The sequence below is a fragment of the Spirosoma montaniterrae genome (assembly GCF_001988955.1).
GTDB lineage: Bacteria > Bacteroidota > Bacteroidia > Cytophagales > Spirosomataceae > Spirosoma > Spirosoma montaniterrae.
In genome coordinates, this window is record NZ_CP014263.1 from 3,215,516 (window position 1) to 3,237,234 (window position 21,719).

The 21,719-nt window shown below is 51.2% G+C and carries 21 protein-coding genes; 11 read left to right on the top strand and 10 right to left on the bottom strand.

What is annotated here, in order from left to right:
- Position 1 precedes the first annotated feature (1 nt).
- Positions 2–1,234: an MFS transporter gene (locus tag AWR27_RS13905; protein WP_077131718.1), complete on the top strand. Its 1,233-nt coding sequence runs from the start codon at positions 2–4 to the stop codon at positions 1,232–1,234.
- 84 nt (positions 1,235–1,318) lie between these two features.
- Positions 1,319–2,671 (top strand): argininosuccinate lyase, encoded by a 1,353-nt coding sequence (argH, locus tag AWR27_RS13910; RefSeq protein ID WP_077131719.1) that lies wholly within the window; start codon positions 1,319–1,321, stop codon positions 2,669–2,671.
- Here argH and AWR27_RS13915 read toward each other — a convergent pair.
- A complete protein-coding gene (locus AWR27_RS13915; RefSeq protein WP_077131720.1) occupies positions 2,668–3,534 on the bottom strand; it encodes an SMP-30/gluconolactonase/LRE family protein in 867 nt (288 codons plus the stop codon). The genes argH and AWR27_RS13915 overlap by 4 nt on opposite strands.
- 203 nt (positions 3,535–3,737) lie before the next feature.
- Here AWR27_RS13915 and AWR27_RS13920 point away from each other — a divergent pair, with 203 nt between their 5' ends.
- Positions 3,738–3,929 carry a hypothetical protein gene (locus AWR27_RS13920; protein ID WP_077131721.1) on the top strand — a complete coding sequence of 64 codons (192 nt, stop codon included), beginning with the start codon at positions 3,738–3,740 and terminating at the stop codon, positions 3,927–3,929.
- A 1-nt stretch (position 3,930) separates the two neighbouring features.
- On the opposite strand, the gene AWR27_RS13925 is transcribed toward AWR27_RS13920, so the two are convergent.
- On the bottom strand, positions 3,931–5,181 hold the full coding sequence (locus AWR27_RS13925; protein ID WP_077131722.1) for an MFS transporter: 1,251 nt from the start codon (positions 5,179–5,181) through the stop codon (positions 3,931–3,933).
- 112 nt (positions 5,182–5,293) lie between these two features.
- Complete coding sequence (locus AWR27_RS13930; protein WP_077131723.1) at positions 5,294–5,725, bottom strand: Hsp20/alpha crystallin family protein; 432 nt, start codon at positions 5,723–5,725, stop codon at positions 5,294–5,296.
- A 347-nt stretch (positions 5,726–6,072) separates the two neighbouring features.
- Here AWR27_RS13930 and AWR27_RS13935 point away from each other — a divergent pair, with 347 nt between their 5' ends.
- Positions 6,073–7,413, top strand: coding sequence for a tetratricopeptide repeat protein (locus AWR27_RS13935; protein ID WP_077131724.1), 1,341 nt, complete (start codon positions 6,073–6,075; stop codon positions 7,411–7,413).
- 117 nt (positions 7,414–7,530) lie between these two features.
- Here AWR27_RS13935 and AWR27_RS13940 read toward each other — a convergent pair whose 3' ends face one another.
- The gene (locus AWR27_RS13940) at positions 7,531–8,301 is read right to left on the bottom strand and encodes an AMP nucleosidase (RefSeq protein ID WP_077131725.1); all 771 of its coding nucleotides are present in this window, start codon (positions 8,299–8,301) and stop codon (positions 7,531–7,533) included.
- Positions 8,302–8,423: 122 nt separating this feature from the next.
- Between AWR27_RS13940 and AWR27_RS13945 the strand changes: the two genes are divergently transcribed.
- Complete coding sequence (locus AWR27_RS13945; protein WP_077131726.1) at positions 8,424–8,867, top strand: type I restriction enzyme HsdR N-terminal domain-containing protein; 444 nt, start codon at positions 8,424–8,426, stop codon at positions 8,865–8,867.
- Between the two features lie 16 nt (positions 8,868–8,883).
- Here the strand turns inward: AWR27_RS13945 and AWR27_RS13950 are convergent, their stop codons facing one another.
- Positions 8,884–9,171 carry a hypothetical protein gene (locus tag AWR27_RS13950; protein WP_077131727.1) on the bottom strand — a complete coding sequence of 96 codons (288 nt, stop codon included), beginning with the start codon at positions 9,169–9,171 and terminating at the stop codon, positions 8,884–8,886.
- A 237-nt stretch (positions 9,172–9,408) separates the two neighbouring features.
- Here AWR27_RS13950 and AWR27_RS13955 point away from each other — a divergent pair, with 237 nt between their 5' ends.
- Entirely contained in the window at positions 9,409–11,571 is a 2,163-nt protein-coding gene (locus AWR27_RS13955) for a PQQ-dependent sugar dehydrogenase (protein ID WP_077131728.1), read from the top strand.
- A gap of 73 nt (positions 11,572–11,644) precedes the next feature.
- On the opposite strand, the gene AWR27_RS13960 is transcribed toward AWR27_RS13955, so the two are convergent.
- On the bottom strand, positions 11,645–12,034 hold the full coding sequence (locus AWR27_RS13960; protein WP_077131729.1) for an HIT family protein: 390 nt from the start codon (positions 12,032–12,034) through the stop codon (positions 11,645–11,647).
- Between the two features lie 7 nt (positions 12,035–12,041).
- Positions 12,042–12,515 carry a transcription elongation factor GreA gene (gene greA, locus AWR27_RS13965; RefSeq protein WP_077131730.1) on the bottom strand — a complete coding sequence of 158 codons (474 nt, stop codon included), beginning with the start codon at positions 12,513–12,515 and terminating at the stop codon, positions 12,042–12,044.
- A 313-nt stretch (positions 12,516–12,828) separates the two neighbouring features.
- Between greA and fmt the strand changes: the two genes are divergently transcribed.
- From fmt to AWR27_RS13990, 5 genes are all read left to right on the top strand, one after another.
- Entirely contained in the window at positions 12,829–13,758 is a 930-nt protein-coding gene (gene fmt, locus AWR27_RS13970) for a methionyl-tRNA formyltransferase (protein WP_232325833.1), read from the top strand.
- A gap of 26 nt (positions 13,759–13,784) precedes the next feature.
- The gene (locus AWR27_RS13975) at positions 13,785–15,317 is read left to right on the top strand and encodes a LuxR C-terminal-related transcriptional regulator (RefSeq protein WP_077131731.1); all 1,533 of its coding nucleotides are present in this window, start codon (positions 13,785–13,787) and stop codon (positions 15,315–15,317) included.
- A gap of 5 nt (positions 15,318–15,322) precedes the next feature.
- Positions 15,323–16,213 (top strand): HNH endonuclease, encoded by an 891-nt coding sequence (locus AWR27_RS13980; protein ID WP_077131732.1) that lies wholly within the window; start codon positions 15,323–15,325, stop codon positions 16,211–16,213.
- An 11-nt stretch (positions 16,214–16,224) separates the two neighbouring features.
- Positions 16,225–17,250, top strand: a complete 1,026-nt coding sequence (locus tag AWR27_RS13985) for a polysaccharide deacetylase family protein (protein ID WP_077131733.1) — start codon at positions 16,225–16,227, stop codon at positions 17,248–17,250.
- Positions 17,251–17,312: 62 nt separating this feature from the next.
- Positions 17,313–17,825, top strand: a complete 513-nt coding sequence (locus tag AWR27_RS13990) for a dihydrofolate reductase (RefSeq protein ID WP_077133994.1) — start codon at positions 17,313–17,315, stop codon at positions 17,823–17,825.
- Positions 17,826–17,864: 39 nt separating this feature from the next.
- Here AWR27_RS13990 and AWR27_RS13995 read toward each other — a convergent pair whose 3' ends face one another.
- The 3 genes from AWR27_RS13995 to AWR27_RS14005 all read right to left on the bottom strand — a co-directional run bounded on the left by AWR27_RS13995 (position 17,865) and on the right by AWR27_RS14005 (position 21,674).
- Positions 17,865–18,374, bottom strand: a complete 510-nt coding sequence (locus AWR27_RS13995; protein WP_077133995.1) for a PEGA domain-containing protein — start codon at positions 18,372–18,374, stop codon at positions 17,865–17,867.
- Between the two features lie 179 nt (positions 18,375–18,553).
- Positions 18,554–20,629 carry a BatA domain-containing protein gene (locus AWR27_RS14000; RefSeq protein WP_077131734.1) on the bottom strand — a complete coding sequence of 692 codons (2,076 nt, stop codon included), beginning with the start codon at positions 20,627–20,629 and terminating at the stop codon, positions 18,554–18,556.
- A 124-nt stretch (positions 20,630–20,753) separates the two neighbouring features.
- A complete protein-coding gene (locus AWR27_RS14005) occupies positions 20,754–21,674 on the bottom strand; it encodes an NAD-dependent epimerase/dehydratase family protein (RefSeq protein WP_077131735.1) in 921 nt (306 codons plus the stop codon).
- Between the last annotated feature and the right edge of the window lie 45 nt (positions 21,675–21,719).

Consider the following 21,719-nt stretch of genomic DNA (forward strand, 5'->3'; position numbering starts at 1 on the left):
CATGTTTCAGCGAACGCTCCGGCTGTATCAACGTGCGTATCAGGGTCTGTCACCGTCGGTATGGCTGCTGGCGGGCGTTATGCTCATCAATCGTTGCGGCACGATGGTGTTGCCGTTTCTGACGCTTTATCTTACCCAGCATTTGCGCTATTCCGTTGCCGATGCGGGTATAGTTATGGCGGTTTACGGCATCGGTGCGTTTATTGGTACGTTTCTGGGTGGGCGGCTTACCGACCGATTCGGATTTTATTACGTGCAGCTTTGCAGCCTGCTGTTTGGCGGAGTAGCCCTGTTGTTCATTCAATTTGTAACTAACTTTTACGCCCTCTGCGGCAGTGTGTTTGTCTTCACACTGCTGGGCGACACGTTCCGGCCTGCAAATCAGGTTGCCATTTCACACTATACCGAGACCGACGCCCGCACGCGGGCTTTTTCGCTGAACCGACTGGCAATCAACCTCGGCTGGGCCGTGGGGGGCGGGCTGGGCGGCTGGCTCGCCAGCATCGATTATGGGCTACTGTTCTGGGTCGATGGACTAACATGCATCGTGGCCGGGCTGGTGTTATGGCGATTTCTACCCGTGCCAGCACCGGTTTTGCAACCAGAACCAGTAGGCCCCGACCAGCTCACTGCAGGAGTCAGCTTTACAACACCCGAAACAGGAAGCAACTCCCCTTTCCGCGACCGGCTATTCGTTGGGTTTGTGATCTGTTCGGCCCTCTACTTCCTGACATTCATGCAGTTGTTCACGCTCGTGCCGCTGTTTTTCAAGGAGGTTCTACGCCTGACCGAACGCGCCATCGGAACGCTGATGGCACTGAACGGCCTGTTGATTGTGCTGATTGAAATGGCGTTGGTCTATGAGCTTGAACAACGTAAAATCCCCAAACTCAGGCTAATTCTGATCGGCGTTTTGCTAACAGTTGCTTCTTACGGCACGTTGGCCATAACAACCGCGTCCGTTGGTGCTTTAGCCTTTATGCTGCTGATTACGCTGGCCGAAATGCTGGCAATGCCGTTTATCCAGTCCTTCACAGTTGGTCGTGCCAGTCCGGCTACGCGGGGGCAGTATCTGGCTTTATATGCAATGGGCGGAGCAGCCGCACAAACCCTCTCGCCAATAGTTGGGGCGCAGATGGTTGGGCATTACGGCTTCTCAACGCATTGGTTCGGTATTATGGCTATTGGTTTAGTTTCGGCCAGCGGTTTCTGGTGGCTGAGCCGGAAGGCGTAGCCCAAGTCAATTTCTTTACGACCTTTGCCATTATTAGAGGGTGAAACGCACTCTTTCACTCTTTCACTCTTTCACTCTTTCACGTTGAAACTCTGGCAAAAAGAAGGCGTTGACACCGAATCCACGGCGGTTGCCTCTGAAATCGAGAACTTTACCGTCGGGCGCGACCGCGAGATGGACCTCTACCTCGCTCCGTTCGATGTACTTGGAAACCTCGCCCACGCGCAAATGCTCGAAACCATTGGCTTGCTGACGAGCGATGAACTCCGGGCGTTGCAAACTGAACTGAAGCAGATTTATGCGCAGATTCAGGCAGGGCAGTTTGTAATCGAAGATGGCATTGAGGACGTCCATTCGCAGGTCGAACTGATGCTGACGCGTGCGTTGGGCGATGTAGGCAAAAAAATTCATTCGGGCCGTTCGCGCAACGATCAGGTGCTGGTTGACATGAAACTATTCACCCGCGACCGGCTCTGGGCAGTAGCCGAAGCCACCCAACGCGTGTTCGACCAGCTCATCAGCCGGTCGGAGCAACACAAAAATGACCTGCTGCCCGGCTATACGCACCTGCAAATTGCTATGCCGTCGTCGTTTGGGTTGTGGTTTGGAGCCTATGCCGAAGCCCTTTCCGACGATATGCTGACGCTGCAAACGGCCTACCGGCTCGCCAACCGGAACCCGCTCGGTTCGGGTGCTGGCTATGGCTCATCGTTCCCGCTAAACCGCTCACTCACAACGGAGTTACTGGGTTTTGAGGGCATGCACGTCAACGTGGTATACGCGCAGATGAGCCGGGGCAAAACCGAACAAACCGCCCTGAATGCACTGGCAACCGTGGCCGCTACACTCTCCCGCATGGCAATGGACATCTGTCTGTATAACAGCCAGAATTTCGGTTTTCTGACGCTGCCCGACGCGCTCACTACGGGCAGCAGCATTATGCCGCACAAGAAAAATCCTGACGTAGCCGAACTGCTTCGGGCCAAAACCAACCGCATGAAAGCCCTGCCGATGGAAGTGACCATGGTGCTAAGCAACCTCCCCTCCGGCTACCACCGCGACATGCAGATTTTGAAGGAAATTCTAATGCCCGCCTTCGATGACCTGCTCGACTGTCTCCACATCACCGGGTTTATGCTCGAACATCTACAGGTAAAACCTAATCTGCTCGATGATCCCAAATACGATTTGCTGTTCAGTGTAGAACGCGTGAACGAGTTGGTGTTGCAGGGCGTACCGTTTCGCGAAGCGTATCGGATTGTCGGTAAAGAAATTGCCGAACATAGTTATGAGCCGCCCCGGCAGTTGCACCATACGCACGAAGGCAGCATAGGAAATTTGCAAAATGACCTGATTATAAGTCAGATGCAACAGGCCATTGCCGGATTCGGAGCCGAGCGGGCGCAGGAGGCCGCAACCCGGCTGCTCACACGTTAACGAACCCGATACGCCACCAACTTATTCCCGTTGAAGGTTGGTACAATCAGCAGTTTACGGTTGGCGATATACTCAATATCAGCAGCGTTGAGCTTTTGGCTGCGGGTGTCTAACAACTGTTGTTTTTGCCCGTCGGCACTGACGTGGAATACCTGCCCATTCCAGTCCGACACAAAAAAGTTGCCTTTTCCTTCAGGAACGATACCGTCGGTGCGATCCATGCCGTCGGCCAGTTTAGTAATTTTTTTGGTTTCTACGTCAACGGTCTGCAATGCGCCGGTTTTGGTGCTGCCAATCATCAGCCGGTTCTTGCCAACCGCCAGCACCCCGTTGGGTTTTTCGAGTTGTTCGCCTTCCAGCCAAACTTCCCACTTATCGTCTTTCAGTCGGTAAATTTTGTCGAAGCGGCTGTCTGACACGTAAACTGTGCCTGTTTTATCAACCGTTACGTCGTTCAAAAACGCATTTTTCGGATCAACGGCGTCATACGTTTTTTCGGCCTGACCGTTTTCGGTGTTGATAACCACCAACCGATATACGTCGGTTACGTAAAGTTTGTTTTTAAACAGTCCCATGCCTTTGGGCGCATTGAGGCCAATTGTCCAGCGCAGGCTTTCGACAGTACCATCGAGCGAGACTTTTGAAATAAACCCGTTGCCATCGAGCGCGTCTGGCTTACCATCGATGTTGGCAACGTATAAGGTGTTCCGGCCATCGTATAATACCGATTCTGGCACGCGCAGCGTCGTGTCTGTTTCCCAAACCTGCTGAAGTTTAAGCGGTTTCGGTCGTGACGCAGGTAGTAAAGCTGCACAAATCGTCGCTGTCAGAAGCATTGCGAAGGAAATAGAAAGCTGTTTCATGCCCAAAAAGTTTTCTTCGTAAAAATTTAATTTAGGTTAAAATTTCCCTGAAAAGGCCGTTTTCTGCCCACATTACCCTGTTAGCCAACCGAAGCCGGGCCTACTTGCCGGCTGCAAATCATAAAGCGGCTCATTTATTGTAAACAAACTGGAAATGAGCCAGTTTACAATCTCACGTATCAGCAAAAAAATCAGCATATATCATGGAAATGTATCAACCCATGCCCGCACGTCAGGCAGCCGATGCAATTGCGCTCAAAGACAGCATCCGCGACATGATCCGGCTTCAACAGGACTACCAGCTTTCGGACGAATTGTTCTGGGAAATTTTCAACGCCCGCGTTTTGCTCAACGAAAACATTGATGTGAATTCGTTCGTGAAGGGGCTTGCCTGAGTCAGCTAAGTTTCACGCTGAACAACGCTTTCGACCGGATGTAGATGTAACTCACTACAACCAGCGTGACCACACCCCCCAGCAATACCGACGGCACGGTGCCAAACAACCGGGCCGCCAGCCCCGACTCGAACGCGCCGATTTCGTTTGATGTGCTGACGAAGATGCCATTTACGGCAGCAACGCGCCCACGCAGATGATCGGGCGGAAAAATCTGCATAATCGTTTGCCGAATTACCACACTGACGCTGTCGAACGCGCCCGTCAGGGCCAGCATAAGCAGCGACAGGTAGAAGTTTGTCGACAGTGCAAATACAATGGTAGCGATGCCGAAGCCCACCACCGCCAGCAGCATGTTCCGCCAGGCGTTGTGCGTGGGTGGGTAATAGGTCATAAACGCCAGCGTCAGCACTGCCCCCACGCTGGGTGATGCCCGAAGAAAACCAAGCCCTTCGGCTCCCACCCGCAGAATGTCTTCGGCAAACACGGGCAAGATTGCCACCACTCCGCCGAACAGCACCGAGAATAAATCGAGCGAGATGGCGTACAGTACAATGGGTGTTTTGAATACGAACCGTAAACCTTCCGATAAGCTTTCGCGCAACCCCGCCGTTGGTACGTCGCTGACAGGCACGGGTTTGCGCCCGACAAGCGAGATCAGGAGAAAGCAAACGATTAGCAGGCCAATGACTACCAGCAGCGTGTTATCGAACCCCAGGCCGCTATACAGAAACCCGGCCCCGCCCGGCCCAACAATGGCTCCGGCCTGCCAGAACGAACTGCTCCAGGTGGCTGAGTTGGCATATAACTCACGCGGCACCAAAAACGGCTTCAGCGATGAACTGGCGGGCGAATAGAATCCTTTGGCTGTGCCAATCAGCATCAGAACACCGTAAATGAAGGCCAGCCGCACGGTTTGCGAAAACCCGGCCACTACCGATGGCTGAAACGCTATGTACAGAATCACTGACCCCAGAATAATAACGGCCAAACTCCATTGCAGTATTCGTTTTTTATCGCGCCGGTCGGCCAAATGACCGCCGAAGAGCGACACCGCAATGAACGGAATAGCTTCGGCCAGGCCAACCAGACCCAGGGCCAATGGGTCGCGGGTAATTTTATACAACTCATACCCCAATACAACTTCCTGAATCAGTAGCGTGGCGGTAATCAGAAAACTATTCAGTACAAAGTAGCGAAAATCGGGTATGCGGAGCGATGCGTAGGTGTCGATACGGGTATCAGTCGTCATACTTTTTTAACCGCAAAGACGTAACGTTTGTCGCAAAGCGCATAAAAAATTCCGTAAGCGGGCAACTTAAGTTGCCCGCTTACGGAATTTTTTATGCGCTTTGCCGATTAACCTACGCAATCGTGATTTCTTTCACCACTTTCTGCTCTTCCACTTTCGGCAGTTCGAGTGCCAGAATTCCGTCGGTATAAGCCGCCGTGATAGCGTCGGGATTGACCGTCTTGGGCAAACGAAACCTGCGCTCAAACGCTTGAACGCCAAACTCATAGTGAGCAGAGTTTCCGGCTTTTTCGGCGGTTTGTGCTTCGGGCTGGTAGGCAACCGTGAGCGTATTGTTTTCAACACTGATTTTCAGATTGTCTTTCTTCAAACCCGGCACGGCCAACGCCAGATGAAAGGCGGTTTCGGTTTCTTTTACATTGGCGGCAGGCTGATTGGTCAGCGTGTTACGGTAACGATTAATGACCGGGCGACCAACTACGCGAGTGCCAAAGAATGGGTCGAAAAATACGGGGGTGGGATTGTATCGAACTAAAGTTGCCATGATATGTCTTCGCTTCTTATTTATTGCTTACTGTCAAGCACACCAACCAATAATCAATTGCTGTACCAATCCATACGAATTTAAAAATTATGACTTTTTGTCTGTATTTAAGAATATATTGATACATAAAACGCCAATGTGTCATGAATCAGCTCAGTCAGTTGTGTCCGATTTATGTCAATGAAATACTACCTCTGTTAGTCTCACTAAGCTTTCTTTCCATAGTAAAGCTTTTACAAATAGAAAATTAACAAAATCAATCTTGGGACTTCGTGGGGTAAGGGTTAATTTTAAACCCAGAAAGCATTTCGCTCTCCACCTAACCACTACTTTGTACTTATCAAATTATGAAGCGACATCTCCTGCCGCTGTGCACACTGGCTTTGTGGGCTTGTATGCCGTTGAGTGCCTCCGCCCAGCAAACGGCTGCCGACTTCTTCGATAGCGGAATCTCCAAAAGCAAAACCGGCGATTTTACCGGAGCCTTGCAGGCATTCAGCATGGCAATTACGATGAATCCCGAAAACGCCCCCAGCTACTACAACCGGGGCGTTGCCAAAGCTAATCTGAAAGACCACCGGGGCGCCATTCTCGACTACGACCGGGCCATTGAGCTTAACAGCAAAGACGCATTAGCTTACCTGAGTCGGGGTATCAGCAAAAGCAAACAAGACGACCACCGGGCCGCTCTCCTCGACTTCAGCCGCGCTATCGAACTCAACCCCGACGACCCGCAGGCGTATTACAACCGGGGAGCCAGCCGCAGCCGTATCGAGCAGTTTCGGGGTGCTTTGAGCGATTTCGACAAGGCTATCGAGCTGGAACCCAGCAATGTACAGACGTATTATGCACGCGGTATTACCAAGCAGAAACTTGATGATTTCTCGGGCAGTTTAGCCGATTTTACGAAGGTGATCGAGATGAACCCCAAGCGCGGACAGGCGTTTGCGGGCCGGGGCCTGTCGAAGGTTGAGTTGAAAGATTTTGCCGGGGCCGTGACCGATCTGAACAAAGCCATTGAACTCAGCCCCGAAGATGGCGAGTCGTTTTTTTACCGGGGGTATGCCAAAAGCAAATTAGACGACTATAAAAGTGCGCTCGGCGATTATGACCGGGCCATTGCGCTCAAAGGCGATAACTACCAGGCGTATTACGGACGAGGCTTTTGTCGCAGCAAACTTGGTGATCAGAAAGGAGCCGTACAGGATTTTAATCAGGCCATTGAAATCAATAACGTAAACACCGAATCGAAGGTGGTGTATAGTGGTCGGATTACGCGTGCTACGCTCGATAACCTACGCAATGTGGTGCAGGAGCGCAACAAAATCAACGAGTTGGGCACCGAACGGGCCGAAGCCTATTTCAGCCGGGCCGTCAGCAAAAGCAAACAGGGCGACCCGAAGGCAGCAATTATCGACCTCAACAAATCGATTGAACTGAACCCAACCTACGCCGAAGCCTATTTTACGCGCGGTATGATTAAGTCGGCACAGGGCGACCAGAAAGGAGCCATCATGGACTGCAACAGTGCTATTAAACTGAATCCGCGCTACGCCGAAGCTTTTTACGTGCGCGGCATCATTAAACACAGCCTCGGCGATGAAAATGGGGGGTGTTTAGACCTCTCCAAAGCCGGCGAACTTGGCTACAACCCGGCCTACAAAGTGATAAGCGATTACTGTAATTAAAACTGTGATTTATCGGATTATGCTGACTGACTTTGATTTCTTTTAATCGCTGCCGAAGGCAGCAAAATCAATAAAAATCAAAGTCAGTCAGCATAATCCGATAAATCACAGTTTTATTCATTCAAACCGCAGGTGCTTGACCGAATCGCCCGACATTTCGAGTTCGAGCAGGGCGTCGATGCCGATTTCGAGGTGTTTGTTCACGAACTGACCGGTTACGCGTTTGTCACTCTCTTCGGTTTTTACGCCTTCGGGTATGAGCGGATTGTCAGACACGAGGAGCAACGCGCCGTGCGGAATTGAATTGACGAAACCAACCGTGAAAATAGTAGCGGTTTCCATGTCGATAGCCATTGCCCGGATTTCGCGCAGGTAATCTTTAAACGCTTCGTCGTGTTCCCAGATGCGCCGATTGGTGGTATAAACGGTGCCAGTCCAGTAATCGAGTTCGTGCTTTTTAATAGTCGACGATACCGACCGCTGCAACCGGAACGAGGGCAGAGCCGGTATTTCGGGACGCATATAGTCGTTGCTTGTGCCATCGCCCCGAATGGCGGCAATGGGTAGAATCAGATCGCCAAGTTGTGTTTTTTTCAGACCACCGCATTTTCCGAGGAACAACACAGCCTTCGGCTGAACCGCCGACAGCAGGTCCATAACGGTAGCAGCCATAGGGCTACCCATTCCGAAATTAACGATGGTAATGTTATTAGCCGTTGCCGTTTGCATAGCCCGCCCGATTCCGAATACCTCTACGTCAAATTTCTGAGCAAACAGGTCAACGTAGTTAATAAAATTGGTTAGCAGGATGTATTCGCCAAACTGCTCGATGGGCGTGCCAGTGTATCGCGGCAACCAGTTCTGTACAATTTCGTCTTTTGTTTTCATAAAGATTGACTGGTTGATTGATTGAATTGTAGAATACTCGAATTAGTTCAGGCAGGGTGTAACACGCATTCAATCACTCAATCATTCTATAATTCAATCAGTCAATAACTGTATCTTCGCGTATGGTTGCACTGAACCTGCCCGCTTTCGCTCACAAAACTAAGCAAGTCGAAGGGAAACCTTATATTTTCGATTTGTTACGCCGGAAGTACGTCCGGCTATCTCCCGAAGAATGGGTGCGGCAGCATCTGATCAATCTATTGCTGACGCACTATGCTTATCCTAAAGCGTTGATTCGGACAGAAGGCGGAGTCGTGCTGAACCAAACCCAGAAACGTACCGATATTGTGGTGTTCGACCGGCAGGGACAACCGTATTTGGTGGTCGAGTGTAAAGCTCCGCACGTATCGCTGACCCAATCGGTTTTCGATCAGATTGGCCGGTACAACCATGTGCATCGCGCCCCGTATTTGGTTGTCAGCAACGGATTGGTGCATTACTGCTGCTGTATAAACCATGAAACCGCAGACGTGCGGTTTCTGGATGACTTTCCGATGTTCGCCTGAGCGAGTTCACTGCATTCTATTGACAGGTCAGTGAGTTGACACTTTGTCGGGCACTGGTAATATCGGCCTGCGGCACTGTATTACAACGAGAGGCTGCATCGAGAAACTCAGTAGCAGCTTTTTTAAACGCGTCGCAGTTCGCTTTGGTTGGACTACTGCTGTAGGTAGTAGCGGCCCGGCTCACGGCCTCTGACCGTTGCGAAGCTAACTCGCAGGCGGCTGGCCCAACAGTCTCTTCGTCTTTCTTACAAGCCCCGCCCAGCCATATACAGGCGAGTAATGTGGCATACAGTTTGGTCTTCATAATACTCTCGTTTCTGGAAAAAAAATGGCGTTACTAATTTTACAGAAGCAAGATGAAACAAACCGCTCAACCACTACAAAACCTATTGAGCAAACGGACATCCCAGTTTAGGCAACGGTTATACCTACATGAACTGGATTTGGAAAATGCATCCATAAGCTAAGTAAATAGGAGCTAATGGTGCATAAGTCAGTGTGTTGATTTAGTTTTCAGCGGTAATTATAGTCTCTGTCAGGTATGAAGTATGTCTTCTTCGTATGGCTTTGCTATTCATTGCAGATTAACGCACTGGCGCAGGACGGGCCGCGTTCACTACATCCGAACGTGACCGTAGATACGTATCTGACCGTCTCGCGGCAGGGCGTCAGGCTGGCCCAGGACCCGCTTTCCGGTACGCTCTTTTATGCCGACGTTGATGGCTATGTTGCTCAAATACAACTTAATAGCAACGGTCAGCCGGTTGAAGTTCCGGTAGCCAGTGCCGCCCAGCATGGCATCGAATTTTTGCAGGGTATGACCTTCGCCGATAGTGTGCTGGTGCTGGTCGGTATTCGCCGATTACCCTATGAAGGCGTTGGCCGGATTGTAAAAGGTAAACTCCGGCCCGACGGCTCCCGGCAGTGGACCGTATTGCTCGAAACAGCCCCTTACCCCTACTCCGGCACGGCCTTCGACCACGCGTTCAGCGGAGTTTGTGTATCACCCAACCGCGATTCTATTTACGTGAACAGCGGCTCACGCACCGACCACGGCGAAGTGCAGGACAATGGCGGGCGATTTCCAAACCTGCGCGAAACACCCATCACAGCCCGTATTTTTAAATTTCCGCTAAAAGGCGAAAACCTGACACTGGCAAACAACGAACAGGCAGTGCGGCAGTCGGGCTGGCTGTTTTGCGAAGGCACCCGCAACACGTTCGATATGGCATTCAATAGCGAAGGGCGGCTCTTCGGGGCCGAAAACGCCGGGCATCGCTCCGACCCCGAAGAGCTGAACTGGCTGCGACCCGGTCGGCATTATGGCTTTCCGTGGCTTATCGGCGGCAACGAAACACCCCAGCAATTTCCCAATTACGACCCGCTCACCGACCCGCTGCTATCGGAAGGCTACCGCGACCCATCGTTCCGTAACGATCCGGCCTACCCGACCCGGCCCAACATTGCGTTTACGGCTGGTATCCTCAACAATGGCCCCGATGCAAACCGCGTAGTCGATCCCGCTACCCGGCAGTTGACCCCCTCCGATGCCATTCGCACGTTTACGTCGCACGCGTCACCGCTGGGGTTAGTGTTCGATACAGATAGTGTGTTGGCCGACTTTTCCGGGCAGGGGTTTGTGCTGGGCTTTACAAACGGGCGTGGGCTGGATTTGAGCACGTTACGGCTGCAACATGATCCTGCTGCCGACAATTACCGGGTTTCGGTTACGCGTATTGCCGAGAATTTCAGGCAGCCGGTCGATGCCGAGTTAGTGGGCGGTACGCTTTACGTACTCGAGCGGGGCCGTAATGCTATCAGCCGCGTACAGTTTCGCGCCCGAACCGACCGACGGGCTGATTTACGGTTAAGGATGAAAACCGATAAACGGGTTGCAGGAATAAGTCAGCCCGTGATGGTCTCGCTAACGGTGAGTAATCGGGGACCGGTAATGGCCCGGTCAATAACCGTAAACAATCGCTTACCCGACGGTATAGAGTTTATTGACAGTCCTCATTTTCAGACCGCACCGAGCGGCCTTACGGCCAACGTGGGCGGATTGGCTCCCAAACAGCAACGTACAGTCGTGTATCGGGCGCGTTTGACCCAACCCGGCACCTATCGCAATGCGGCTGAAATTGTGCAATCGTCGGTTGCCGACCCAACCAGTACGCCCAACACCGGTACGGGCGATGGCGAAGATGATATGGCCGTGGCCGACTTACGAAGCCTGCCCAACGGCGGTCCGGTCAGAGAGTCGCCCAACCCCACTGGTCGGCACCTTCCCGCTGTCCAGCCAAACCAGCCACCACCCGACCCCAACCGGCCTGATTTGCAACTTTCTATGGTTGCCGATAAGCTTACGCCCCAACTCAATGGACGTGTTACCGTTACATTTCGGGTACAGAATGCAGGAGGTCAACCCGCCAGTGACGTGCAACTACGGGTGCTGACACCCAACAATCTGGTAGCTGAGAATAACCCCGGCTGGGTGGTCAATGGCAACGTGCTTACTTCAGCCAGTTTTAGCATAGCACCGGGCGAAACCACCACCCGAACACTTGCGTTAGCAGTTGGCGGGGCCGGTCCGTTTCTACTTAAAGCAACCCTTACCGGCCCCGCCGACGCCGACTCAACACCCAACAATGGCTACGACAACGGCGAAGACGACGAAGCCCGCCTTACCGGGCGGGCCTTGCCGTAGAACGATGCTTTAGGCTGTTCGAGAGTGTTCAGCCATGTCGATACCTACCCATTGAACGGGCTAAAGCGCCATTCTACAGACACGCTCGGATTTTGGCGGCTGTTTCGGCCAGTTCTTCCTGCGTGAGTTTCAGTTTATTGTTAAAATTCATATCAGCCATTGAGTTGAGCGGAATCAGATGAATATGAGCGTGTGGCACCTCCAGACCAACCACTGCCACGCCGATGCGCTGACACAGGATGGCCCGTTCGATGGCTGGGGCGATTTTTTTAGCAAATGCCATCAGACCGGCATACACATCGTCGGGCAGATCGAAGATATAATCGACCTCCCGTTTCGGAATCACCAGCGTATGGCCCATAGCCGTAGGCATAATGTCTAAAAACGCCAGAAACTCGTCGGTTTCGGCAATTTTATGCGCCGGAATTTCACCAGCCACGATACGGGAGAAAATAGTAGGCATGAGACGTTTATCGGGCAATTTCAACAACTTCAAACTCCATCACGCCAGCGGGGACTTTAATTTCGGCAACGTCGCCTACGCGCTTGCCAAGCAGCCCCTTGCCAATGGGCGACCCAACCGAAATGCGACCCGCTTTCAAATCGGCCTCTTCTTCCGAAACCAGCGTGTACGACACTTCAGCCCCGTTCTTCTTGTTTTTGATCTTCACTTTCGACAGTACCGATACCTGCGATGCGTCGATGGTCGATTCGTCGAGGACGCGGGCATTGGCGAGTACCTCTTCTAACTTCGAGATTTTCAGTTCATGAAGGCCCTGCGCATCTTTAGCAGCATCGTACTCAGCATTTTCGCTGAGGTCGCCTTTGTCGCGGGCTTCGGCAATCTGGCGGGCAATTTCAGCCCGGCCTTTTGTTTTCAGATCAGTCAGTTCAGCCTTGAGCCGATTGAGTCCTTCTTCGGTGTAATATGAAATTTTTCCCATGATACGTGTACGGTTACTACGTTTTTCACATTGGTTCTACGGTTCTCCCTAAAAACAAAAAGAACGGTACGCCGACCGTTCTGCATCCAAATTGGTTTTCTTTGCAGCCGCGTCAGTGTCGCCGTCGGGTTTCCGACGCGAGTGGTTCAGGAATGTGATGCGTTGATCGTCGCATTCGTTAAGGCCCTTACCAGACCGTTTATTGGCAACAAACGCGCCGGGAGCAGCGCGTTTGTGAGACAAAAATAAGCAGACTTCCGGGCTATATCAACAAGTCGGAGCGTTTGTTGTTCAAATTTTGAGTAAGCGATACATGACAAATACCCTTCGCATCGTCTTCATGGGTACGCCCGATTTCGCCGTAGCCAGCCTGCAACGGCTTCTCAACGCGGGTTGTGCCGTCGTTGCTGCCGTCACGGCTCCCGACCGCCCGTCGGGGCGCGGTTTGCAGCTAACGCCCTCGCCCGTCAAGAAAGCCGCGCAAGCCGCTGGCCTTCCCGTGCTACAACCCGAAAAGCTGCGCAATCCCGAATTTCTGGAGCAGTTAGCCAGTTATCAGCCCGATTTGTTTGTAGTGGTCGCTTTTCGGATGTTGCCCGAACTGGTCTGGGCCATGCCACGCATTGGCACGTTCAATCTGCACGGATCGTTGCTGCCCCAGTATCGGGGAGCCGCGCCCATCAACTGGGCCATTATCAACGGCGAAACCGAAACGGGCGTCACAACCTTTTTCATCGAAAAAGAAATCGACACGGGCCAAATGATTTTTCAGGATCATGAACTCATCCGCCCCGACGATACTGCCGGTATCCTGCACGACCGGCTGATGGAACGCGGGGCCGATTTAGTACTGAAAACAGTACAGGCTATCGAAGCGGGTGAGTATCCCCGAACCCCGCAGCCCGCTGCTACTGATCTGAAAGCTGCCCCTAAACTCAGCCGCGAAACCACGCAGATCAACTGGAACCAACCTGCCCGCGTAGTGCGTAACTTCGTGCGCGGTCTATCGCCCTACCCTACCGCCTGGACGCTCATCAACGATAAATTTTTCAAAATCTATGCCGTTTCAGTTGCCAACGAGGCACCGGATTTTGTAGGTGAGCCAGGCATAGCTTATGCCGACCCGCACAAAAAGAAGATTATGGTTCGGGCCGCTGACGAATGGCTTTGCGTAGATGAGCTACAGGCCGAAGGCAAACGGCGCATGAGTGCCGAGGAGTTTCTGCGGGGGAATAAATTATGATTGTAGATTGTTGTAGATTGGTAAATATGAAGAAAGCTATGACACCTGAAGAGTTGCTTAAAGCCGAAAACGCTTTTATACGTTTGCACAATCAGGTGCGGGCATCGTCGGAGGACGATGCCAAAGACGAAGAACCGCAGGCATTACGCAATCTCACCAATCGGGAACGCGAAGTGATGGTGCTGATTGCCCGTGACATGTCTACCGCCGAAATCGCACAAAAACTGTCGGTCAGCGAATCGACTATTAACTCGCAACGTCGAAACCTGATGCAGAAGTTAGACGTTCGCTCGAACGTTGGCATTGCTCACTTTGCCTTTAAATACGGCCTAATTGATCCTCCTATAAACTTAATAATTGATAGATCTACCATAAACTTAATAATCGATGGATCCACTCTGCTCGCAAGCGAGTCTCAGGATCACTTTGAAAATCTGAAAGATTGCCTTCCAAACTCAATTAAGCGGATCAAAATAGTAAATTACCAAGATTTGCGTAATGTCGAATTGGTTGATATTCCGATTGATAGTAAATGGATATTTTTAGCTGGACAAAACGGATACGGAAAAACGAGTTTGTTAAGATCTGTAGTGCTTGGTTTATTCGGATCTCACGACGAAGGGGTGATGCTGGTAGAATCTGCGAAGACTAAGGTGGGTTTGGAATATAAGAACGATTTCTCCAACATCATCAACAACCTCTGGACACCTGATTTCAGGCCACTTGAACACCTCGCCTGTTACGGTCCTTCCCGACTACAGATTCAATCTAAAATGAGTCAAAACGAAGTAGCTGAAAAAAGCACTACAACGTATGGCTTATTTAACCCTGATGGCATTCTGCTCAATATAGAGACGAAGCTCATAGAGTGGCATCTCGAAAAGAACGAGCAGTTGAATCAGGTCAAAACCCTTTTTCGTGAAGTTATTCCTGCATTAGCCGATATCATCATCCAGAAAAATGAACAGGATGACTATGAGGTTCTCTACGTAGAACGGGCTGAAGACGGTGAAGGCACTACGTTTGACCCTGTACCTTTTGAGAAGTTAGCGGCTGGCTTTCGGAGCATCATCGGTTTGATTGGCGATTTATTGATTCGCTTTATTCGTAAACAGCCCGATGTGAAACAGTTGTCGGATTTGGCAGGTATTGTGCTGATTGATGAGTTAGAAAATCACCTGCATCCGAAATGGCAGTATCAGCTACCTACGCTATTGTCTAAGGCGTTTCCAAACATTCAGTTTATTGCCGCAACGCACAGCGTTATTCCTATACTTGGTGCACCAAAGAACTCAGTATTTTTAAAGCTCAACCGCTCCAAAGAAAAAGGCATTACGGTTGAACGGATTGATATTGACGTAGCGAATTTGCTCCCTAACAGCATTCTCACGTCGCCGATTTTTGACATGGAGACAATCAGGCCGATTGCGAACGAAGACGTGGGGCTATTGAGAACAGAAGACACGTATACTGAGGTGGTTGCAAATGACGAAATCGATAAACAGCTTCGTGAGCTTGCTAAAGACCCTTCTCAGTATCCCCCACTTCTTCAGGAGTAATTTTCATGATTCGCGTTATTAAAGATTTCAATAATCCACCTGCCGGGCTTCTCAGCGAGTCATGCCGAACACACCAACAAAAGGCCCTTATTGAGAAGGCTGAGCATAACTTTAGTGGTCATTATTATCGTGACGCTACGATTGAGACGTTGCAAAACATATACAAGAACAAGTGTGGTTATTGCAGAACAGACGTTTCGACAGGAGCTTCGTGGCGTGTAGATCATTACCGACCTAAAGCGCGCGTCAAAGACTCTCCAGACCATGACGGTTACTATTGGCTGGCCTATGAATGGAGCAACCTGATTCTAAGCTGCGAAAAATGTAACGGGAGAAAGCAGCACAATTTTCCTTTAGAAAATGAAGCCTGCCGCGTTTCTGCACCCACACCTGGCATTAACGGCTTACCAACAGATGATTATTGCAGGGCTGATAAGGCTATATTAGTTAGTGAAAGTCCACTATTGCTCAACCCCGAATTAGACGACCCAGACGAGCATTTGCGTTTCCTACCCAATGGGACGGTTCAGGGAAAAACGCGAAAAGGCGAAAAATCTATTGAGTTGTATTTCCTGTGGCGAGATAAACTTATAACAGATCGAAAGAACATGACTGATGACGTGTTGGAGAAGCTAAAAAAGCATCTTACAAAATACCTTAAGGGGGAGATTGATGAGAAAACGTATCGCTACGTTATGCAGGACGTTTATGAAGAAGCGTCCTTGAATTGTCAGCCCGACAGAGCTTACTCACACGTAGCTACTGCCATGTTCAATAATTTTGACAGCTTTGTGGTGTCTCAGTTTCCCGCCAATCAGCAGCCATACATCAGCCAAAGTTTTCAATTTTATCAGCAGGGTAAATTGTGGCCTTTCCCAAAACAAACTAACCTTTAATCTTTTGTACCATGTTGTGCTGTTTACGACTTGTATTATCCCTAATTGGTTGCATCGCTTTGACAGGTAACGCGCACGCCCAAACCACCGAAACGTATGCCGAGAAACTTGGCTTTCCGAAGGGCAAAAAAGTGATTATTCTGCACGTTGACGACGCGGGCATGAGTGCCGAGTCGAACGCGGGCACGATTAACGCGCTCGATAAGGGCATTGCCAACTCTACCAGCGTTATGATGCCCTGCGGGTGGGTGCCGCAGTTTTTCGACTATCTGAAGAAAAAGCCCGCCACCGACGCGGGCGTTCACCTGACGCTGACTTCCGAGTGGGATGCTTACCGCTGGAGCCCAGTGGTAGGTTGCAAAACCGCCCCCGGCCTGTGCGACGAGCAGGGCGCATTCTGGCACAACGTGGCCCAGGTGGTTGAACACGCCACCGCCGACGAGGTAGAACTGGAGATTCGGGCGCAGTTGGCGCGATACCGGGCGTTTGGGTTGGAGCCTACACACATGGACTCGCACATGGGTACGCTGTTTCAGCCCAAGTTTGTGCTGCGCTATGCCAAAGTGGCGATGGAAGAGAAAATTCCGGTGCTGTTTCCGGGTGGTCATGCCACATTGATTATGAAAACCAGCAACATACCGCCCGCTCAGCAGCAATTGGCCCGGCAGGTGGGCAAGCAGCTTTGGGATGCGGGCCTGCCCGTATTAGACGACATAGACGGCAGCAGTTACGGCTGGAATCTGCCCGCCACCACACCAAACACAGACAAAAATCTGCAAGCCCACAAAACGCAGAAATACATCGAATTGCTGAAAGCTGCCCAACCCGGCCTGACGTACATCATCATGCACTGCACGGCACCTTCGTCCACCTTCGACCAAATCAGCACCTCCAGCCAAACCCGCAAAGGCGACATGCTCGCTATGATGGACCCGGCCCTGCGGTCGTTCATCGAAAAAGAAGGAATCATCCTGACCACCTGGCGCGAATTAATGGAACGACGCAATAAATTAAAGAGTGAAAGAGCGAAAGAGTGAAAGAGTGGCTGCTGATTGGAGCCATTCTTTCACTCTTTCGCTCTTTCATTCTTTCGCTCTTTATGAATACGAAAATAAGCCTGATTGCCGCCGTAGCGCAGAACGGCGTTATTGGTTGTACAAATGCCGGAGGGAAGCCCGATATGCCGTGGCACCTGCCCGATGATTTCGCCTATTTCAAACGCAAGACCCTCCACCATCCGATCATCATGGGCCGCAAATCGCTCGATGCGCTTGGCAAGCCCCTACCAAAACGCGACAACATCGTACTCACGCGCAACAAGGGTTTTCAGGCTGAGGGCGTCACGGTTGTGCATACATTAGATGACGCCATTAAAACCGCCAAAGCCATTAACCAGCACGAAATTTTTGTGATTGGTGGAGCTGAAATCTACGCGATGGCCCTACCCACTGCCACGAACCTTTATCTAACCGAAATTCAGAAAACTTACGACGGCGACGCCCGTTTCCCCAATTTCGACCGCGCTGAGTGGGAAGAAGTTCACCGCCAACACCACCCTGCCGACGACCGACACGAAACGGCTTTCGATTTTGTTGAATATGCCCGTAGATAACGAAAGCTGGTCATGCTGACCAGCCTTCGTTTAGTTTGTTTAGTTTTCTGAATCGAGGATTTTCTTTTTCTCTTTCTCGAACTCGTCTTTTGTTATAATACCCTCGTCGAGCAGTTTTTTCAGATCGCGGAGTTTGTCGGTTTTTGACGGCGAAACAGACGCCGGTGCCGCGTCATTCGCCAGCGACATGGGCGCGAGCGTCGGGTTGCCGGAGCCGCCCGCAGGAACCAGTTCATAAGTACGGCCTGGGTTGTATTTCATTGTCCACAGGAAGGGAAACAGAAAAAAGATACCGCCAATAATTGCCCCGGCGTCTGCCCGCTCATCACGTGAAAATGAGGTATTTAATGGCTCATATCCTTCTTTTTCTAACCGAACAAACGTGGTAGAACCAACAATCTTCGTGTCAGAATGGGTGTAGGGAGTTGTTCCGACTAACGAACTGTTCAAATACAGTTTAGCCCCGCTGGGGTTCGATTGAATGACCGTTGAACTGGCACAGCTTTCGAGCAGAATCAAAGCCGCCAGAGCCAGCGGCAGTATACGCATTTTCTGTTGATGCATTGTCGTAAAAAAGAGTGGTTTTCAGTTATGCAAGTTTAGACATATTTACTATTCTAATCCATATCTGTCACCGTAATAATGTTAGATTGAACACAAACCCTGGTAATACATCTTCTCCCCACAGCGCGTTCAGAAAACCATGAACACAGTAACCTGCGCCACCGTCAGCCCTTCATAAACCGCACCAGCCCAACCTCGATCAGCAGAAATGCCAGTGCAGCCAGCAGAAAATATTTCCACAGACTACGACCTACATTTTCCTGCTCAAGCACCTGCACAAAGTCGCCATCCTGAATGCTGTCGAAAACTTCGACGTTGGGCTGATTGGCAAATGCCCGGCGTAGCTCGTCTGCCGAGTAAAAATCCATGGCCGATTCCTGATGACTGTGGTTGAAGGCCAGAAGCCTCTCGGTTTTGCCCGCGCTGTTCTGCAATTCGTAATAACCCGCTTCCACCTCCTGCCCGGCTGCGAGTTCGTTGCTCTTCGGCATTTCGAGCAGAAGCTGATTGCCTACTACGCGCTGTATCGGTATGATTTCCAGCTTATTACGTTTTAACTTATACACGGCCCGTTCGGCTGGATTGGTAATCGGCACTGTTAGCAGTCCTTCTTCAAATGAGTAGGCCGTGCGCTGCGCCCGAACGCTCAACGCAGCCATTTTATACATCACCGGCACAAACAGCGCGTGTTCGGCCAGATTGCCGTAAGTACTGCTTAACGGATTCGCCAGCATATATACGTTACCGCCGTTGCCCACCCGCGACTGAGTCAGTAGCGGACTACCGTCGCGCAGTGTCAACAGCCGGTCGCCTGCATTCCAACGCCATACCGGAGCGGCTGAAGGCAGGTTGAGCGGCTCTGACTGATAGCTCTGCTGAAATACATCGCGGAAAAACGGACTGCGCCGGTCGGGTTCAGCGATGGGCAATAGGGTTGGGTCTGACGACTGAAGGCCAGCGGTTTGTAGACCCGTGATGCCCAACGAACTCAAAAACGGTCCATACGATGCAGCATCGGGGGCCGACGGTGGAACAATGGTCAGGCTACCACCCTGTCGTACAAACCGTTCGAGTTCGCTGCGGAGCGTGCCCGACACCTGCGAAACACCTTCAAGCACCACCAGGTCAGTTTCGCGGAGTTGGCCCACGTCGAAATTTTGCGCGCTGAAACTCCGGCGCACAAACAGGCTATCATCTGAGTACACCGCATTCACATAATCAGTGGCGGCTTTTTGCTCGTAGAGGTGCAGCACCCGCACGGCAGGCGAAGCTTCGATCACGAAAAAGTACTCGTTATCGAACGTAATCGGGAAATCTTCAAACACAACCCGGCCCCGGTGGTAACCTTTGGACGTAACGTTAAAATTCAGCGAAACCGTAGTTGACCCTCCTGGCGGCAGCGACGCCGATGCCGTAGATGTCTGCGTATCATCGAGATACAATCGAATCGGCAGGTTTTTTACGTTCTCACGCCCACCGTTGGTCAGCTTCACATTCAGGCTGTTGTTCTGCATCTCACGAATAAACGGCGTACTGAGCCATACCGAATCAACATACACATTTTTGGTTGGCTCCGCATCGAGTGGTACGATAAACAGCCGGTCGGTCGTGTCAATTTTCAGCCGGGAGAGATCACCAACGGTGCTTTTCTGAAAATCGGAAAACCAGAATAACTGATTACGCCCGCCCGGATTCAAACTTGCCAGCAGATTCCGCTGCCGCCGATAAACGGTTTCGAGCGTGCGGGGTGTATGCGCAAATCGAATGGCGGTAATGCGGTCGCGCACCGACTCGGCGGTGCCAGCCTGTTGCTCAGCCGCCGAGAAATCGTTGGTCAGCAGTTGCAGTGAGGTAGCGTTGCGAAACAGCGTCAGCAGTTCGTCTAACTTACCCGTAGCGATGTCGAGGTAACGTTTTTCATTTCGCTCATTCTGCATACTGTACGAATTATCGACATACAGGCTCGTAACGCCTTGCCTCGACAGGCCCAGTTTGCTTTTGCTGGGCAAAAACGGCTGCGCAAACGCCAGCACCAAACAGGCCAGAAACAAACAGCGGGCCGCCAGAATAAGCCAGTGTTTTAGCCGCCGAAACGATTTGGTTTCGGTTTGCACAGTACGCAGGAGAGCAACATTCGTAAAAAACACCCGGCGCGTTCGGCGGAAGTTGAATAGATGAATGGCAATCGGAACCGAAACGGCCAGCAGGCCGAACAGAAATGACGGATATAGGAAATTCATTCAGGCTGATTTAATCAGGTAGCACGTTGGCGGTCAGATATAGCTGACGTTACACAAATAACGCACCAGAACCACTCTTTGGTTTTTCGCTACTAAAGTTAAGTTGGCTTTCGGTGGTTTAGGTTCAGTTACCGCGAACCGTTTCGCGCACGCCCACCAATGGCTCAGTTGGTTTCAGGTCGAAACGGGTGGCAAACTTGCTGCTGTCGAATACATAATCCCGATCATACTGATAGGACATTTCTTTAAATTCTTTCATGATTGGTACAAACCAGCCCAGAACGCCAATCATCCAGACGGGTAATGCACTGGCTTTGGGAGCCACGTTCATTTCTTTGGCGAACAGATTGACCCACTCGCGCCCAGTTAACCGGGATGTGTGCGTAGGTACATGCCATACCTGCCCATAGGCATCGGGCGTATTGCCCAGCAGGGCCGTAGCACGGGCAGCATCGGGCGTGTAAGTAAACGTATGCACGTGGTCTAAGCTGGCGAACCAATTAGCGGCTTTTCCTTTTTTCAGGTTTTTGACAACCGTTTCCACCAATACGCTTTTGTCGTTGTTAGGGCCGTAGAAATCAGCCGAACGGGCAATGAGGGCCGTAAGTGTACCCGCTTTTATGGCATTGAGCAGCATTCCAGCAATCTCGGCCCGTACCTCCCCTTTTCGGCTCGTGGGGCGAATTGGCGTCTCTTCAGTCATCGGATTGAGGTAATCACAATCGTACATGTACACGTTATCGAAGAACACCAATTTAGCCCCATGTTTCTGACAGGCGGCAATTACATTTTGCATCGTAACGGGCCATTTCGCCCGCCAGACGTCGATTTTATAGTCATACCCAACCGTCAGATACACAATGTCTGAACCCGCCACGGCCCGGTCAACCTGCGCGGCATCCGATAAATCAGCCGACACGAGTTCATCGGTCGGATTAACAGCTTTTGGCTTCCGGCTAACTAACCGGACTTGATCCGTATAGGTGGGCAATGCTTTGGCTAACTCTGTGCCAATGGTGCCCCCAGACCCCAGAATTGTTTGCATGAAGATTACGAAAACGGTTTACACAGGAAATGTAGTTAATTCTTT

Excerpts from the sequence above, each read along its gene's own strand:
- AWR27_RS13905 (WP_077131718.1), top strand. The coding sequence starts at position 2 with ATGTTTCAGCGAACGCTCCGGCTGTATCAACGTGCGTATCAGGGTCTG.
- AWR27_RS13915 (WP_077131720.1), bottom strand. The coding sequence starts at position 3,534 with ATGAAACAGCTTTCTATTTCCTTCGCAATGCTTCTGACAGCGACGATT.
- AWR27_RS13920 (WP_077131721.1), top strand. The coding sequence starts at position 3,738 with ATGGAAATGTATCAACCCATGCCCGCACGTCAGGCAGCCGATGCAATT.
- AWR27_RS13925 (WP_077131722.1), bottom strand. The coding sequence starts at position 5,181 with ATGACGACTGATACCCGTATCGACACCTACGCATCGCTCCGCATACCC.
- AWR27_RS13930 (WP_077131723.1), bottom strand. The coding sequence starts at position 5,725 with ATGGCAACTTTAGTTCGATACAATCCCACCCCCGTATTTTTCGACCCA.
- AWR27_RS13935 (WP_077131724.1), top strand. The coding sequence starts at position 6,073 with ATGAAGCGACATCTCCTGCCGCTGTGCACACTGGCTTTGTGGGCTTGT.
- AWR27_RS13940 (WP_077131725.1), bottom strand. The coding sequence starts at position 8,301 with ATGAAAACAAAAGACGAAATTGTACAGAACTGGTTGCCGCGATACACT.
- AWR27_RS13945 (WP_077131726.1), top strand. The coding sequence starts at position 8,424 with ATGGTTGCACTGAACCTGCCCGCTTTCGCTCACAAAACTAAGCAAGTC.
- AWR27_RS13950 (WP_077131727.1), bottom strand. The coding sequence starts at position 9,171 with ATGAAGACCAAACTGTATGCCACATTACTCGCCTGTATATGGCTGGGC.
- AWR27_RS13955 (WP_077131728.1), top strand. The coding sequence starts at position 9,409 with ATGAAGTATGTCTTCTTCGTATGGCTTTGCTATTCATTGCAGATTAAC.
- AWR27_RS13960 (WP_077131729.1), bottom strand. The coding sequence starts at position 12,034 with ATGCCTACTATTTTCTCCCGTATCGTGGCTGGTGAAATTCCGGCGCAT.
- greA (WP_077131730.1), bottom strand. The coding sequence starts at position 12,515 with ATGGGAAAAATTTCATATTACACCGAAGAAGGACTCAATCGGCTCAAG.
- fmt (WP_232325833.1), top strand. The coding sequence starts at position 12,829 with ATGACAAATACCCTTCGCATCGTCTTCATGGGTACGCCCGATTTCGCC.
- AWR27_RS13975 (WP_077131731.1), top strand. The coding sequence starts at position 13,785 with ATGAAGAAAGCTATGACACCTGAAGAGTTGCTTAAAGCCGAAAACGCT.
- AWR27_RS13980 (WP_077131732.1), top strand. The coding sequence starts at position 15,323 with ATGATTCGCGTTATTAAAGATTTCAATAATCCACCTGCCGGGCTTCTC.
- AWR27_RS13985 (WP_077131733.1), top strand. The coding sequence starts at position 16,225 with ATGTTGTGCTGTTTACGACTTGTATTATCCCTAATTGGTTGCATCGCT.
- AWR27_RS13990 (WP_077133994.1), top strand. The coding sequence starts at position 17,313 with ATGAATACGAAAATAAGCCTGATTGCCGCCGTAGCGCAGAACGGCGTT.
- AWR27_RS13995 (WP_077133995.1), bottom strand. The coding sequence starts at position 18,374 with ATGCGTATACTGCCGCTGGCTCTGGCGGCTTTGATTCTGCTCGAAAGC.
- AWR27_RS14000 (WP_077131734.1), bottom strand. The coding sequence starts at position 20,629 with ATGAATTTCCTATATCCGTCATTTCTGTTCGGCCTGCTGGCCGTTTCG.
- AWR27_RS14005 (WP_077131735.1), bottom strand. The coding sequence starts at position 21,674 with ATGCAAACAATTCTGGGGTCTGGGGGCACCATTGGCACAGAGTTAGCC.